The sequence below is a fragment of the Rossellomorea yichunensis genome, from assembly GCF_032337515.1.
Classification (GTDB): Bacteria; Bacillota; Bacilli; order Bacillales; family Bacillaceae_B; genus Rossellomorea; species Rossellomorea yichunensis.
This window is the reverse complement of the sequence record NZ_JAVYAD010000010.1, coordinates 50,725-65,790: the sequence shown is the minus strand read 5'-3', so window position 1 is coordinate 65,790 and position 15,066 is coordinate 50,725. Positions and strand designations below refer to the sequence as shown.

Below are 15,066 nucleotides of genomic sequence, written 5' to 3'. Positions count from 1 at the left end.
CTTTTTCAAAAGCAACAAAGTTTACAAAAAGAGCCTTTTAAATAAATGATTTAGTAATGATATCAAAAGAAACAACCTACTTAGGAGGATACAATATGTTTGTCCGGACTGAAAGCTTTTCACAATTTTTACGGTTCTATCCTATTATTTCTGTGATAGTAATTATTCATATCGCTTTATACGTTGTCAGTGCACTTCCTATTTTCCCACAACTGTGGGTGTACGAGCAGCTGGCCGGTGTGAATTTATTTATCAAAGAGGGAGAATGGTGGCGACTCGTCACCCCTATCTTTGTACATTTGGGATTCGCTCATCTGCTATTTAATTCGTTTTCCCTTGTCCTGTTTGGCCCACCCCTGGAAAAGCTTCTGGGAAAAGCAAAGTTTATCGGTCTTTATTTAGCAAGCGGCGTGTTTGCCAATATCATCACCTATGTTATCAAGCCCCTTACGTATAGTCATGTGGGGGCATCGGGAGCGATTTTTGGTTTATTCGGTTTTTACATCGCCATGATTCTCTTAAAAAATCATTTCATCACGAGAGAAAGCCGGCAAATCATCATACCGATCGTCGTCATTGGTGTTATCATGACCTTTATGCAATCCGGAATCAACATAACTGCCCATATCTTCGGATTGATCGGCGGCTTTGTGATCGGGTGGATTTCAGGTAAAAAATAAGAAACAAAAGTGACCCGCTAACGAATCGCGGGTCACTTTTTATCGTTTACACACTATGAGAATACCAAGAAGCGATGATTTGAAGGTCCTTCTTTTCAAGATCCCGGATAGGACTGACATAACCAGTCTCTCCGGATTTTATCGTTGTTCTGAGACTGCCTAAGTCTTTCCTCGTTTGAAACCAGCTTTCATGGGCGTCCAAAGATTGAATGCGACTTTTCTTTATATGCATTGTATTTTTCAATACGCCCCTATATTGTAAAGATAATTGTCCATCAACAATCTTCCAGCCCCCTGCACGATATTGGTAGTATCCGAGAATCCCGAAAGGAATCATCAACAAGCCGACCCAAAGGCCGTATGGCCAGTACATAAAACAAACCGCAGCGGTCGGGACCACTACCCAAATTGCTTGCCTGAACACATATCTTCTTAAGGAACGTCCCGGAAGCCTCTTAAAATCATCGTGAATGACATAATCCGGAAATAAGTCGTTTAATAAACCCGTAATTCGCTTCTTTTTCACGATCGGGAATAATTTTATACTCGTGCTGTCTTTCTCCAAAACAGATCCGCCTGCATTTTCAATGTGAACGGTGCAGTACCCCAAGAGCTGCCTGATTGGATTTTCCACTACCCGGATGCCTTGAACACGATTTAAGGGAACAGTCACCTGCTTCTTCTCCAGAAGCCCTCTTGTTATGACAATGTGATCATCCACAATTTTAATTCTGAAATCACCATAAATAATAAATGTCCAGGCAATCGATAATAACCAGGCAATGAGCAATCCCAAGAATGCCATCACCGAAACCACAAACACGCCGCTTTTCACAAAAACAGCCAGCTCATCATACACAGCTTCGTACGGAATGAACTCATTAAATTGGGATAAGAAAACAAACACCCCGGAAATAATGACCCCGATCCCGCCTGAAGTCGTAGCAAGAACCCAGATGTCTTTCGAGCTGAGGTTGAAAAAGGGAGCTTCATCTTTCAAAGTCTCTGTAGTTTCGCCAGGAAGACCTTCGGATACGTTATGACCCTTTTTCTCCCGATATATCATTTCCTCCAACTCTATCGCTTCTTCTTTTAAAATAGCTGTCAATTCCGCTTCTGATTCCCGCGGATTCGAAGACCCTGCCGTTTCTACCTTGACCTTAACCAGTCCAAATGGCCGATGCAGAATGCCCTCAGAAAAATTCAAACTCTGTATCCGGTCAATGGGAATATATCTTTTCTTTTTAACGAATAATCCGTACTCGATCCGCAGCTCCCCTTCTTCCAATCGATATGTAAACCGAAGCCACTTTACAATGCCAGTGACCAGAACGAACACAAGAACTGCCGCCATAGAAATAACAGGCATATAATCCCAAAACCCTGTCTTCTCTCCCCGGTTATTCAATACAAATAAAAAGACAAAGGGAACGATCAAGTCTTTTAACTGTTTTACAAAGTTCGCTACAGCTGAAATAGGATGCAGTCTCTTGTGCTCAGACATCATCTTCCGCCACCCTCGCTAGTTGTGAAATGGAGTTTCTCAATTCATCTGCCTCCTCCACATCCAATGCCGGTATCTCATGAACCGTGGCCGCAGTCGAAATCGTAATGGTTGCCAACTCATACTTTTTTAAAATCGGACCCTGAACCGTATCAACATGTTGAACCCTCACCATCGGTACCAACGTGCGCTTCACGATAAAAATCCCTCTTTGAAGCTCAATTTCCTGCTCTCTCACTTCGTAACGCCATCTCTTCCATTTGATCGTTGGAATAAAGAAAACAAACAAATATGTAAACAGAATCAACACGGCAACTGCTGCTGCAATGATCCATTGTGTCCACTCAAACATCACAGTCAAAGTAATTGCTCCTGCAGCTACAGCTGCGACGATCAACGTTTCAATCACACCATATATCTTCCACACCTTTAAAGCCTTTGGTGAAATTCGTTTTTGCGGCTCTCCGATCATACCCATCCCCTCACTTCTCTCTTTACTAAATCTTACAGTATATTTACGTTTTGGAACAGAGATGGTTTCAGATTATGGTGAAAGCTTTGGGAGATTGGCCTATTTTAGATGAAACGAACTTTTATCCACCCACTCAATCCCATCAATCCCTTGCAGGTCATCCACTAATCGGAACAATGCGTCATCCTTCTTTTTCGCTTCTATCATACAATCAATTTCATTCACCGAGCCCTTTATCCCTTGAAGAAAATCAAGAAACATCTTAGGATCGATGAAATCGGCATGGGCTTTGTAATCCTCCTTAGAACGAGGGCTTGAAATATGCATCTTTACAGGTAATGATGACTGGCTCCACGTTCCAACGATTCTCTCCCAATCCAGCAACCAATCCCTTTCGTTATAAGCAAGATGATGATGGTAATCGAATACAAGGGGGATTCCGAGCTTTTCACATAGATAAAGGGCATCCGCTGCACTGAACACAGTATCATCGTTTTCAAGAATGATCATTTGTTGAAGAGAAACGGGGGTCAGACCCCAATTGTGTATGAATTGCTCAAGTGCCTTTTCTTTATCTTCATAAGCTCCACCAACATGGAGAACACAGCGGTGAGTTGGATCGATTCCCATCCCTTTTAATAATGCCTCATGCATCTTAAGTGTTTTAAGGGTGTTCTTCAACACATCCACGTCACTTGAATTCAACAGTACAAAATGGTCGGGATGAAAATCCACACGCATAGGATGAAGCGTTAAATACTCTTTTATCGCCTGGAGTTCAGGTTTTAAAGGGGATATGAAATCCCACCCTTTCAATTCAGGATGATTCGCAAGAGGGATCAACTTTGAACTGAACCGGAAAAAATGAACCTCATTAAGAACATTATGCTTTAAAAGCCGCAGGCAGTTTTCAAGATTCGATTGGGCGATCCGTTCGAGTTTATGAATAGCAGCCTCACGATCCTTAATCCCGGAAAACTGCTTATAGGTCATGGTTTGCGAAGGTGATGCATTCTGGAGGTTCATACTCATGGCAACATAGCCTAACTTTACGAGTGTCATGTGGGGTGGACTCCTTTTTGGGGTTAGTATGTGCGGAAATAGGGGATTTATCTCATGGGTTTTGAATAGGTGACAGACTTTGTTCCTCCTTTTGTTTTTAATTGAAGGGATTTCAACATTTTATAAGCGGTGTTTCGTGAGTCCAGATGCAAAAACCTCCTAAGTTCGCGATTGGTTATGTGATCACTTAGTAGTAAGAAATAATCCCTAACCGCTTGTAGATGAGCATATTTAGATGAACTGTCACATATAATGCATGACCATGTTCCACTTACTCTAATCATTGGTATGTGATGGCAGTTTTCACAACGGACTCCAGTCACAATATCGCTTTGGGTAAGAGAATATGCCTCCATAAAGTCTAACTCAGATTCTTCATGTTTTTTTTAAATGGTTTTCTTCATTTTAGTCGATTCTTTATCAGTCATGGCTTCTTTTACGTATGTCTCATTTAAATCCTTGATCTTATCTATTATATTTTGAGAGTGAATAATATTTCTGTAAGGTGAATCAGCTGGTGGGGATTCGGTGAAATTCAAGATGGTTGATGGATTGCTGAATACAACGAGGTGTTTGATTGGAGGGTGCTTCAGCTTTTGGACACTGAACCATTTTTGCAGTAATAATTTTTGTCTTTGAACCTGAGAGATCGGGTCAGAGAATCCTTCTGTAATCCCTTTATAAGTCCGGGTAAGCTGTCTTATGAATGGATCAATGGTAACTATTCCTGAAATATTCTTTACTTCGATTAGTAAAACATAGGATGGGGTGAGGATGAGGAAATCGATTTGGAAATAGTTTGAGAATATTTGAGAATAGAGGAAGCCTTACATCATGAAAGATTTTATATTTCTTGTCATTTAAGAAACTGAGGTGGTAGTAGACGGTTGATTCACCGTTGAAACCTGCTTTTCTTTTCTTTAAATCCTGAGCTACAATGGGAATCTTTTGATGATTGAGAGGCAGGCGCCATAATAATGCTTGGCTTTTATCAATATTGATTGGGATTTTGAGTTCTTTACAGATCAATTGATCACTCTCCTTTAAGGTTTTGCCTACTTTAGTTCGCCACAGGCTTAAAAAACCCTTCTTTTTAATTTACAAATCCACAGAATATCACTAATTGAGTCGATTTTGGGGTTTATTGCGTCGATATCTGAATAATTGCGTCGTTTTTTTATTTATTGCGTCGCTTCTCACGATAATTGCGTATTTTTATAAAAATTGGAAGCGGTTATTGATCCTCCCCCCATTCCTGTACGCAATCAAACCAACATAACAAAAAAACACGACAACCCAAAGGTCATCGTGTCCTCAAATCTATTGATCAAGAATTGTTATAAGATTTACGTTTGGTTGAAGATTGTGGTCTGCCGCCGCCAGTACGGTTGCGATCTCCGCCACGGCTTCCGCCTCCGCGATTTCCACCGCCGCTGCGTGATGATCCACCACGGCTTCCGCCTTTACCACTGCGTGCTCCACCTTTGTATCCACCGCCGCGATTTCCGCCGCCACGATTTCCACCACCTCTTGATGGTAATGGACGCTCTTCAGTGATTTCAACTGGAGTTGTATCCGGCTCTTTCGTCAAGACACGGATTGCTGCTGCAACTGCTTGAACAGAATCGTGGCCACCAAGGAATTCTTCTGCTAATGGATAGTAATCTTTAAGATCACTTTCTTTCGCCGCTTCAGCTAATTTTTCAAGAGCTAAGCGTTGTTGACCTTCAAGGGCTTCGTTTAAGCTAGGTGGCTTAAGAGCCGTCATTTTCTTCTTCGTTGTTTGTTCAACGATCTTCAGGTAACCCATTTCTCTTGGCGTTACAAAAGTGATGGACATACCCTTCTTACCTGCACGACCTGTACGTCCGATACGGTGAACGTAGCTTTCAGGATCTTGAGGAATATCAAAGTTGTAAACATGCGTTACGCCGGAAATATCTAATCCACGGGCAGCAACGTCTGTTGCGATCAGGATATCGATGCGTCCTTCTTTGAACTTCTTAAGGACCGTCATACGACGAGCTTGAGAAAGATCTCCGTGAATTCCTTCAGCCAGGTAGCCGCGAATGCTAAGAGCACGCGCTAATTCGTCTACTCTACGCTTTGTACGACCGAAAACAATCGCAAGTTCCGGTGATTGAACGTCGATTAAACGGGAAAGAGTATCGAATTTTTCTTTTTCGCTTACTTTAGTGAAGTATTGTTCGATGTTCGAAACCGTTACTTCTTTTGATTTTACTTTGATTACTTCCGGCTCTGTCATAAAGCGATTTGCAATGCGACGGATCGGATCCGGCATTGTCGCAGAGAATAGAAGTGTTTGTCTTGTGCTTGGAACAGTCTCAAGAATGCTTTCGATGTCTTCGATGAAGCCCATATTCAGCATTTCGTCTGCTTCGTCAAGTACTAATGTTTCAACGTTTTCAAGGTTGAGTGTTTTACGTTTGATATGGTCAAGAAGACGACCAGGTGTACCAACGATGATATGAGGGTTCTTTTTCATCGCGCGGATTTGACGCTGGATGTCCTGTCCTCCGTAGACAGATAACACGCGCGCACGCTTGTCAGCTCCGATACGATATAACTCTTCAGAAACTTGGATGGCAAGTTCACGAGTTGGTGCAATGATAAGAGCTTGAACGTTTGGATTTTTCACATCGATCTTCTCGATCATCGGGATTCCAAATGCTGTTGTTTTACCTGTTCCAGTTTGTGCCTGACCGATAATATCCTTACCTTCTAAACCGACTGGAATCGTACTCGCCTGAATTGGTGTCGCTTCTTCAAAGCCCATACGTTTAATTGATTTCAACGTAGATGCGCTTAAGTTTAAATCTGCAAACTTAGTCAATGTTACATTCTCCTTTAATTTACATCTTTTATAACTAATCAATATCTGATTATATTTTTAGGTCGGAACGAAATCTTACCCACCGAAAGACTTCGGTATCTAATCTAAAACCGTCTATATGAGATGTTTAGTTTTATGTTTGGTACAAAAAAATACACTCTTCAAAATAGAAGAGCTAGCACGTCCAACAAATTAAGAACTATGTTGTAGCTATGTTACCACTTCTAGAAATGAATTTCAATCTAATGTCAAATAGTCAATCTATTCATTTAGAAGGAATTGGTAGATCTCTTCAAAAAGTTCGTGCTTATCTTCACTATGACAGATCAAATGTTTTGCTTTAGGGGAATAAAAAAGGTTTTTTTCTTGGGAAGAAATAGTCTCGTATATATATTTTGCAGCTTTAGGGGGGACTATTCCATCAATCTCTCCTTGGGCAATAAAGGTTGGAACATTAACCTTCTTCAGGAGTGGACGAGCAATACGAACGACTTTTCTAAATTCGTACGTGGACAGAACTGGGGTTTTTGTCACCTTCCATTTGTACCTGTTGTACAGCTCGTTTTTAATCAGATTTCCTTGAATTCCTTCTTTAATCATATTTCCAATATCTTTCAGTAGTTGCTTCACATTTACATAATAAGCTGCCGCGCTTAAAAGCACGAGCTTATTGACTTCATATTTCACTGAAAGATAAGAAGCGATCAACCCGCCCATGGAGAAGCCGATTACGTAAACCTCATCGCATTTCTCTATAAGAGCCTGAAGTTCTTCCTCAGCATGCTCGATCCATTCAATATGTTTGACCCCTTTCAGTTCAAGGGTTTCACCATGACCAGGAAGAGTGGGCACAACGATTTCCCAGTCGGTTTTCTCTTGAAGGAAATCTGCCAAAGGCTCTACTTCAAAAGGGCTCCCGGTGAATCCATGGATTAGTAAACAACCTATCATGTTATCCCCTCTTACTTTTCAAAAGGTAGGGAGAGAGCCAATCTCCCATCATCTACAAGCTCATTTTGTTCATTTCCATTAAGGTTTAAACTTGGACGTCAGTAGAAATTTATGCCTTTAATCCATCGATGACTTCTTCAAGCTTCATTCCCCTGGATGCCTTGAATAAAACCAGCTCTTCCCCTGTAATGAAGGAGGACAGCTCTTTTGTCAGGCTTTCTTTATCTGTAAAAGAATGAACACGATCAGGAGGGAAATTCTCAAGTGCACCCTTACCTATAAAGTCACCTAAAGGACCAAAGGTAAACACATGCTGAATTTTTTCCGGATTGATCAATTGTCCAATTTCCTTATGAAATTCTTCTTCCTGGTCGCCAAGCTCCAGCATATCACCAAGCACCAGGATTTTTGTATGAAACCCCTCAAGTTCTGACACAAGCTGAATCGCGGCTTTCATGGAAGTAGGGCTGGCATTATAGGCGTCGTTAATGATACTTTCGCCTTTCTTTCCTTCCACCATTTCCATTCTCATCTGGGTCAACTTTAATGACTGTAAACCTTCTTTCATGTCATCGACACTAAGACCAAATTTACGGGCGATGAGAATCCCGGCTAGAGCGTTGTGGATATTATGCTGGCCTAATACAGGAAGAAAGAATTTTTCTCCTTTAGTGAGAGAAGTCTCAAAATGACTCCCTTTATTATCCATATTGATTTTTGTTGGATAAATAGTGTTGGATTCGCTTCTTCCGAAAGTCTCCACATGCTTCAGGTTGAGTTCCTGAACACCATCCTGTAACAGCGGTTCATCTCCGTAGTATGCAAATAACCCATCATACTTCAAGCCCTTCACAATCTCCAATTTGGCTTTGGCGATTCCTTCCCGTGATCCCAGATCCTGAAGATGTGATTCTCCAATGTTGGTAATGATGGCAGCGTCGGGCTGAGAAATCTCTGATAGAAGTTCAATCTCTCCGAACCCACTCATTCCCATTTCAAGTACAGCCACTTCAGAATCCCGGGGCAAAGAAAGGATCGTTAGAGGAAGACCGATGTGGTTGTTATAGTTCCCTTGTGTTTTATGAACTCGATACTTCACTGACAAAAGGTTTGCCACAATATCTTTCGTTGTTGTTTTTCCATTACTGCCTGTAATTCCGACTACCTTTAAATCCAGCTCATGGCGATATTGATTGGCCAATGACTGAAGGGCAAGAAGGGGATCTTCCACTACTATTACGGGAATATCTTCAGGTGGATTTGGAACATTGACATCCCACAGAGCGGCAGACGCACCATTTTCGATGGCATTTCGGACGAATTGATGACCGTCCACGTTTTCCCCTTTAAAAGGAACAAACAGATTAGCATCCTCAATCTTTCTCGTATCGATGGAAACGCCTTTCACCACCACCGACTCAAACTTGGAAAGATCGTTTTTCACATCAAGCATGTTGCATATATCTTTTATCTTTTTCTCAAACATTCGCTTTCTCCTTTTACTCTTTTTAATAAAAACAGAGCAGGGACTGCCTTTAGACGGTGAATCTTCCGGTCAGTCCCAAGTATTGCGTGTTACATCGTATGTTTAATCGTTTGTTTGTCTTGATAACGTTCTAAGCCAAGTTCCACTAATTTCCCAATCAGGGTAGGATAGTCTACACCAGTGTGCTTCCATAGAAGCGGGAACATACTGAATGGCGTGAAGCCGGGCATCGTGTTGACTTCATTCATATAAATCTGGCCATCTTCTGTTAAGAAGAAGTCCGCACGCACAAGTCCTGAACAATCAAGGGCTTTATACGATTGAATCGCGATATTCTTCATTTCATTGTAAATGCTTCCTTCTACTTCTGCAGGAATGATGAGGGCCGTATCTCCGTCTTCATATTTCGCTTTGTAATCATAGAAGTCTTTTTTAGGTACGATTTCACCCGCAACTGAGCACTCCGGCTGGTCATTCCCTAATACACCAAGCTCAATTTCTCGCGCTTTCACGCCTTCTTCAATGATGATTTTACGGTCGAACTGGAACGCTTCCTTGAAGGCAGCCTGCAATTCTTCGCGGGACGTACATTTGCTGATCCCTACTGATGAACCTAAGTTAGCAGGCTTTACAAAACAAGGATAGCCAATCTCATCTTCCACTTGTTTGTAAGTAGACTCAGGGTTCCCTTTCCATGTGCTGCGGATGAACCATGTGTAATTGACTTGCGGAATGCCTGCCTGAGCAAACAAATTCTTCATGATGACTTTATCCATACCAGCAGATGAGGCAAGAACGCCATTTCCTACATAAGGAAGGTTTAACAGTTCAAGCATTCCTTGAACGGTTCCGTCTTCCCCATTCGGTCCGTGAAGTAACGGGAAGATCATGTCGTAGCCAACAGACCCAGAAGGAGAAATGGATGTACTTAACGCATTAGGGGCAATTTCTTCCCCATCCTTAAACTGTAATGCTTTCACATCCTCAACGGGAGCATTCAGTTGTGGGCCTTTGATCCACCCGCCTTCCGTCGAGATGAAAATAGGGTGAATTTCATATTTATTTAAGTCCAGGGCTCCGATCACGGCCTTGGCTGTTTGCAAGGAAACATTATGTTCAGCAGATTTACCGCCGTACAGTAAGCATAACTTCGTTTTCATGTATGAGTTACCTCCAATATTCACAATAGATGTTTCTATTTTATCACTTTCATCGGAAAGGGAAAGAATGATTCCTATGGAAAATAAAAATTACCACATTTGTCTTGATTCGAAAGACATTTAAGATAAAGCCCATTATATATGTATGCAAAGGAAAACTAGTCCTGCGACAGGGAGTCAACAATATTATTCTGAATACACTTAAGATTTCGCCTATTTGAAAAGCTATTAAAATATCCTCAAATAAGGTGTACAATCTTTCTATTAAAAACATTTGTATTTTCGAGGAGGACACCAAGATGAGAAAGCTAGGTTTACTGCCTAAGATCCTCTTAGGTATTGCTTTAGGTATTGTCATTGGAGCGTTTGCACCAGAGTGGTTCGTAAAAATCTTCGCTACATTCAATGGATTATTCGGTAATTTCCTAGGATTCGCCATTCCATTAATCATTATTGGATTTATTGCTCCAGGAATCGGATCCATGGGTAAAGGAGCTGGTAAGCTTCTCGGTTTAACCACAGCTCTCGCATATGGTTCCACGGTGTTAGCCGGCTTACTCGCCTTTACGGTTGCGAAGTCTATTTACCCAACTTTGTTGGCAAATCAAACGTCTCAATCATTTGAAAATCCCGAAGAAGCGCTTCTCAAAGGATTCTTCACAGTCGAGATGCCTCCTATTATGGGCGTTATGACAGCCCTGCTCATCGCCTTCACCATTGGTCTGGGAATGGCTGCCATTAAGGGAGACGCTCTTCAAAAGGGCATGAATGAATTCAGAAACATCATTGAACTTGTGATTGAAAAAATCATCATTCCGCTCTTACCGGTTCATATTCTTGGAATTTTCGCGAACATGACTCAAGGTGGACAAGTCAGTGCCATCATGTCTGTATTCGCTAAAGTATTTGTTATGATTATTCTTTTACATGTAGTCTTTTTAATTTTACAATATACAACTGCCGGAACTTTAAGAAAACAAAATCCGCTTTCAATGATGAAAAGTATGCTGCCCGCTTACTTTACGGCACTGGGAACTCAATCTTCGGCGTCTACGATCCCCGTAACCCTTGAGCGCTCAAAGAAAATCGGTTCTAGGGAACGTATTGCTGACTTCTCTGTACCTCTCCTGGCAACGATCCATTTATCAGGCAGCACGATTACCCTTGTCAGCTGTGCCATGGCCGTCATGTTCATTCAAGGAGAAGCGTTACAGTTCACTCAGCTGTTCCCATTCATTCTGATGCTTGGAATCACGATGATTGCAGCACCTGGTGTTCCGGGTGGAGCTGTCATGGCTGCCCTTGGATTACTTGAAACAATGTTGGGCTTCGGACCAACAATGACATCACTTATGATTGCCCTGTACCTTGCACAAGACAGCTTCGGTACAGCGTGTAACGTAACAGGTGATGGTGCGATTACGTCGATTGTGGACAAGCTTACACAGAAAAAAAAAGTACCCCTTTCTAAAATAAAAGCAAGCTGATATATACGGAGGTCCGTCCCTATTCGAGGGACGGACCTCTGTTTTCTTATTGAAGGGCTTATTATACTTCTTGTCCCTTTCCCTGAGGGATGAACAGTTTATCGGGATATGCTTGAAGTGCCTCTTCCGCTTCCTTTCTTTTTATTCGATTAAACGAGCTTTCTTCATGAGAGTCCTATTTTCTGTATAATGGAAATATTAACATATTAAAGGAGTGCTCAAGAATTGAAAATAACCGGTCAGCGTGTAACACTTAGAAAAATAGAAGAAAGAGATCTCCCTACTCTATGGGACTATATTTACAGTGATCCTTCTCCAGAATGGAAAAAATGGGACGCCCCTTATTTTGAACATAAACACTTAACACGTGAAGAGTACATAGAATCATCCATAAAAAATAAAAGTCGAAGCGATGAATTCCAGCGGATCATTGAAGTTGACGGAACCATCATTGGAACCATCGGATATTACTGGGAATACGAACCTACCAGATGGCTAGAAGCGGGCATCGTCATTTATGACCCATCCTATTGGAACGGCGGCTACGGAACAGATGCGTTATCCCTCTGGGTGGATCACCTTTTTCAATCGAAGAGAGTTGGCCGTGTTGGGATCACCACATGGTCAGGAAATGAACGGATGATGAAGGCAGCAGAAAAAATCGGGATGAAGCTCGAGGGAAGAATGCGCAAATGCCGTTATTACAATGGTGTCTACTACGACTCCATCCGTATGGGCATGATTCGAGAGGAATGGGAAGAACAACGTCCTCTATAAAGGAGATTCATAATGAAAACAATCATCTTAGTCGGTGGCGGACACAGTCACCTGCATTGTTTAAAAAAACGGACAGAAAATCAGGATGATAATGTGAAGTGGGCCCTCATCTCCCCATCACGTTATCAATATTATTCAGGAATGTTCTCAGGTTACACGGAAGGAATCTACTCATTGGAGGAAACGCGAATCGATTTAGAGAGGTTGTGTGCAGAGGCTGGGTTTGAATTCGTCGAGAGGACCGTTCTATCGATCGACCCTGATCAGCAGCATCTCCTGACTGACAAAGGGGACATCTTCACCTACGACTTTGTTTCCTTTGACATTGGATCCCGTAATGACTCATTGGAAATCCAGGGCTTACATGAACACAATCTACCAATCAAACCAAACTATCGTTTCCCTGAGCAAATAGAAAAGTTGCATAACAGCAGGAAAACCGTCTTTATCGGGGGCGGGGCGGCAAGTATTGAAATGGCATTGTCATTGAAGGCATGGAAGATAGACAACGGCTTTAAGGATCATTTGGTAACGGTTGTTCATTCCTCCCCCATTTTAGAAAAAGCCGGTCCCTATTCTTCAAGGAAAATAACCGGGGTTACTCTTTCAAAAGGGGTTGAGCTATATCAGGGCCGTGTCAAAAAAGTAGATGAAACTCACGTGTTTACAGATGGCGGAACAAGTATCGACTACGATGAAGTCATCTTCTTTGGAGGGCCAAAAGCGCCGCCACTGTTTGGGAGCAGCATTTTACCCACAGATGAAAAAGGCTTTCTAATGGTGAACAGCTTTCTTCAATCCGTCGAATACCCGAACATATTTGGAACGGGCGACTGCGCCACATTAAAAGACTTTCCGGATACTCCGAAAAATGGGGTGACAGCGGTACGCCAAGGACCTGTCCTGTGGAAGAACCTGAACGGAGCTGCGGTGAATGACAAAATCATTCCCTTTGAGCCTCAAAAACGCTATCTTGCGATTATGTCGATAGGGAATAAGCAAGGCTATTTAACGTACGGATCGTTTTCATTGGTCAGCGGCTGGGCATGGCGGTTTAAGAATTGGATTGATGTACGGTTTGTGAGGCGGTATGGTGGGTGAGATGATAGGTTTTGTTGTTCGATATTCGTTGAGCCAAGGTCCGTACACATCTCCATAAAAAAAACGCAACCGCCTCCCAGCAGTTGCGCCTCCAATATCCCTTATCTAAAAATTTCTACAAACTTCTTACTAATCACAGGCAGCACACCATCGAACAGCTTCTCTCTCCAATACAAATCCGCTACCTGCTGCACGGCTGCAGCGTGATTCGGGTATGGATAAACCATATTGGACAGTGCGCCGATTTTGCTTCCTTTTTCCATGGCGAACACAACGGGCTGCATCCAGTCTCCTGCGCCGGAACCGACTGCGTGGGCACCGAGGATTTTCCCGCTTCCGTCTGTGATGATTTTGACTAGGCCATCTTTGTTGCGGTCTGCTACGAACCGATCGACTTCGTCTAATGTTTTTTTATAAACTTTGTACTCTAATCCTTGTTCCACAGCCTCTTCCTCGGTTAGCCCGATATGAAAGATCTCAGGTGTGGTATAGGTTGTCCACGGCAGTTTGTTGTAGGAAACTTTGCGTTTCAAACCGAATACGGCATTTTGGACGACAAGCTTCCCTTCCATTCCCGCCCCATGGGTGAATGGATATTGACCGTTGACATCACCGATGGCGAAGATATGGGAATGGTTCGTTCTCAGTTCGTCATTCACTTTGATGAAGCCACGATCGTCTACCTCGACTCCCGCAGCGGTCAAATTCAAAGATTCTGTCCCAGGTTTGCGGCCCGTTGCCAGGAATAATAAGTCTCCATCCACAGATTGCTCTACGCCGTCTTTCACATATTGAACCACTTTCTGTCCATCCCGCTCCGAAACACTTTTAATGTCCGCTCCATAAACAAACTGAATATCCTTTTCCAATATACCCGTTGCTGCTTCACGGATTTCCTCATCTTCCTTCACCAGTATCTCATCGTGCTTCTCAAGGACAACGGCTTTTGATCCCAAATGAGAGAATGCTTGTGCCAGCTCTAAACCAATCGGACCTCCTCCGATAAAAACGACTCGGCGGGGCAGCTCATCTACTTCAAATACCGTTTCGTTCGTATGATACTCAACGTCTTCCAAGCCTTGGATTCCAGGAATGAGCGGACTTGACCCCGTTGCAACGACTATTCTCTTCCCGGATATCCGGTCCTCTTTTTCCACTAAAATCGTGTGAGGATCAAGAAACTCTGCTCCACCGAAGTAAATATCGACCCCTAATTGCAGGAATCGATCGGGATCGTCATGTTGTTGAATATGGGCAATGGCTTCTTTGACCCTCTCCCTTACCTTTTTCATATCGACTGAACCCTTTGTATCGAAACCATAATCATTGCTCGCCCGGATCACAGCCACTTCTCTCGCAGATTGGATGAATGCCTTGGATGGAACGCACCCAAAGTGCAGGCAGTCTCCGCCGAGAAGACCGCTCTTTTCGATGAGGGCAACCTTTGCTCCAAGAGACGCGGCTCCCGATGCGACGGTGAGTCCACCTGCCCCTCCCCCTATTACTATCAAATCGTATTGATCCATCTTGAT

Annotated in this window: 13 protein-coding genes; 4 read left to right on the top strand and 9 right to left on the bottom strand. The window is 42.7% G+C overall.

The annotated features are described in order from the left end of the window. Nucleotides 1-95: 95 nt before the first annotated feature. Nucleotides 96-680, top strand: a complete 585-nt coding sequence (locus RSX31_RS21510; RefSeq protein ID WP_315635989.1) for a rhomboid family intramembrane serine protease — start codon at nt 96-98, stop codon at nt 678-680. A 46-nt stretch (nt 681-726) separates the two neighbouring features. On the opposite strand, the gene RSX31_RS21505 is transcribed toward RSX31_RS21510, so the two are convergent. From RSX31_RS21505 to RSX31_RS21475, 8 genes are all read right to left on the bottom strand, one after another. Continuing rightward, nucleotides 727-2,184 (bottom strand): PH domain-containing protein, encoded by a 1,458-nt coding sequence (locus RSX31_RS21505; RefSeq protein WP_315635988.1) that lies wholly within the window; start codon nt 2,182-2,184, stop codon nt 727-729. Next, nucleotides 2,177-2,656, bottom strand: coding sequence for a PH domain-containing protein (locus RSX31_RS21500; RefSeq protein ID WP_315635987.1), 480 nt, complete (start codon nt 2,654-2,656; stop codon nt 2,177-2,179). Before RSX31_RS21500 ends, RSX31_RS21505 begins: the two co-directional genes overlap by 8 nt. Nucleotides 2,657-2,755: 99 nt before the next feature. Then, nucleotides 2,756-3,718 carry a UV DNA damage repair endonuclease UvsE gene (gene uvsE, locus RSX31_RS21495; protein WP_315635986.1) on the bottom strand — a complete coding sequence of 321 codons (963 nt, stop codon included), beginning with the start codon at nt 3,716-3,718 and terminating at the stop codon, nt 2,756-2,758. A 386-nt stretch (nt 3,719-4,104) separates the two neighbouring features. Then, nucleotides 4,105-4,506 carry an NERD domain-containing protein gene (locus tag RSX31_RS23365; RefSeq protein WP_397548119.1) on the bottom strand — a complete coding sequence of 134 codons (402 nt, stop codon included), beginning with the start codon at nt 4,504-4,506 and terminating at the stop codon, nt 4,105-4,107. Between the two features lie 539 nt (nt 4,507-5,045). Beyond that, nucleotides 5,046-6,572, bottom strand: coding sequence for a DEAD/DEAH box helicase (locus RSX31_RS21490; protein WP_148971285.1), 1,527 nt, complete (start codon nt 6,570-6,572; stop codon nt 5,046-5,048). A 261-nt stretch (nt 6,573-6,833) separates the two neighbouring features. Next, nucleotides 6,834-7,523, bottom strand: a complete 690-nt coding sequence (locus tag RSX31_RS21485) for an alpha/beta hydrolase (protein ID WP_148996534.1) — start codon at nt 7,521-7,523, stop codon at nt 6,834-6,836. A 109-nt stretch (nt 7,524-7,632) separates the two neighbouring features. After that, nucleotides 7,633-9,009, bottom strand: coding sequence for a UDP-N-acetylmuramoyl-tripeptide--D-alanyl-D-alanine ligase (locus tag RSX31_RS21480; RefSeq protein ID WP_315635985.1), 1,377 nt, complete (start codon nt 9,007-9,009; stop codon nt 7,633-7,635). Between the two features lie 89 nt (nt 9,010-9,098). After that, nucleotides 9,099-10,169 carry a D-alanine--D-alanine ligase gene (locus RSX31_RS21475; protein WP_148996532.1) on the bottom strand — a complete coding sequence of 357 codons (1,071 nt, stop codon included), beginning with the start codon at nt 10,167-10,169 and terminating at the stop codon, nt 9,099-9,101. Nucleotides 10,170-10,468: 299 nt separating this feature from the next. Here RSX31_RS21475 and RSX31_RS21470 point away from each other — a divergent pair, with 299 nt between their 5' ends. From RSX31_RS21470 to RSX31_RS21460, 3 genes are all read left to right on the top strand, one after another. Continuing rightward, a complete protein-coding gene (locus tag RSX31_RS21470; RefSeq protein WP_148971281.1) occupies nt 10,469-11,656 on the top strand; it encodes a dicarboxylate/amino acid:cation symporter in 1,188 nt (395 codons plus the stop codon). 225 nt (nt 11,657-11,881) lie between these two features. Continuing rightward, nucleotides 11,882-12,433 (top strand): GNAT family N-acetyltransferase, encoded by a 552-nt coding sequence (locus RSX31_RS21465; protein ID WP_148996531.1) that lies wholly within the window; start codon nt 11,882-11,884, stop codon nt 12,431-12,433. Nucleotides 12,434-12,445: 12 nt separating this feature from the next. Beyond that, nucleotides 12,446-13,534 (top strand): NAD(P)/FAD-dependent oxidoreductase, encoded by a 1,089-nt coding sequence (locus tag RSX31_RS21460; protein WP_148996530.1) that lies wholly within the window; start codon nt 12,446-12,448, stop codon nt 13,532-13,534. Between the two features lie 101 nt (nt 13,535-13,635). Here RSX31_RS21460 and RSX31_RS21455 read toward each other — a convergent pair whose 3' ends face one another. Beyond that, on the bottom strand, nt 13,636-15,060 hold the full coding sequence (locus RSX31_RS21455; protein ID WP_148996529.1) for a dihydrolipoyl dehydrogenase family protein: 1,425 nt from the start codon (nt 15,058-15,060) through the stop codon (nt 13,636-13,638). Nucleotides 15,061-15,066 lie beyond the last annotated feature (6 nt).

Bases quoted from the DNA above. Each gene is read 5' to 3' on its own strand.
- uvsE (WP_315635986.1), bottom strand. From the start codon at position 3,718: ATGACACTCGTAAAGTTAGGCTATGTTGCCATGAGTATGAACCTCCAG.
- RSX31_RS21470 (WP_148971281.1), top strand. From the start codon at position 10,469: ATGAGAAAGCTAGGTTTACTGCCTAAGATCCTCTTAGGTATTGCTTTA.
- RSX31_RS21460 (WP_148996530.1), top strand. From the start codon at position 12,446: ATGAAAACAATCATCTTAGTCGGTGGCGGACACAGTCACCTGCATTGT.
- RSX31_RS21485 (WP_148996534.1), bottom strand. From the start codon at position 7,523: ATGATAGGTTGTTTACTAATCCATGGATTCACCGGGAGCCCTTTTGAA.
- RSX31_RS21505 (WP_315635988.1), bottom strand. From the start codon at position 2,184: ATGTCTGAGCACAAGAGACTGCATCCTATTTCAGCTGTAGCGAACTTT.
- RSX31_RS21510 (WP_315635989.1), top strand. From the start codon at position 96: ATGTTTGTCCGGACTGAAAGCTTTTCACAATTTTTACGGTTCTATCCT.
- RSX31_RS21455 (WP_148996529.1), bottom strand. From the start codon at position 15,060: ATGGATCAATACGATTTGATAGTAATAGGGGGAGGGGCAGGTGGACTC.
- RSX31_RS21500 (WP_315635987.1), bottom strand. From the start codon at position 2,656: ATGATCGGAGAGCCGCAAAAACGAATTTCACCAAAGGCTTTAAAGGTG.
- RSX31_RS21475 (WP_148996532.1), bottom strand. From the start codon at position 10,169: ATGAAAACGAAGTTATGCTTACTGTACGGCGGTAAATCTGCTGAACAT.
- RSX31_RS21480 (WP_315635985.1), bottom strand. From the start codon at position 9,009: ATGTTTGAGAAAAAGATAAAAGATATATGCAACATGCTTGATGTGAAA.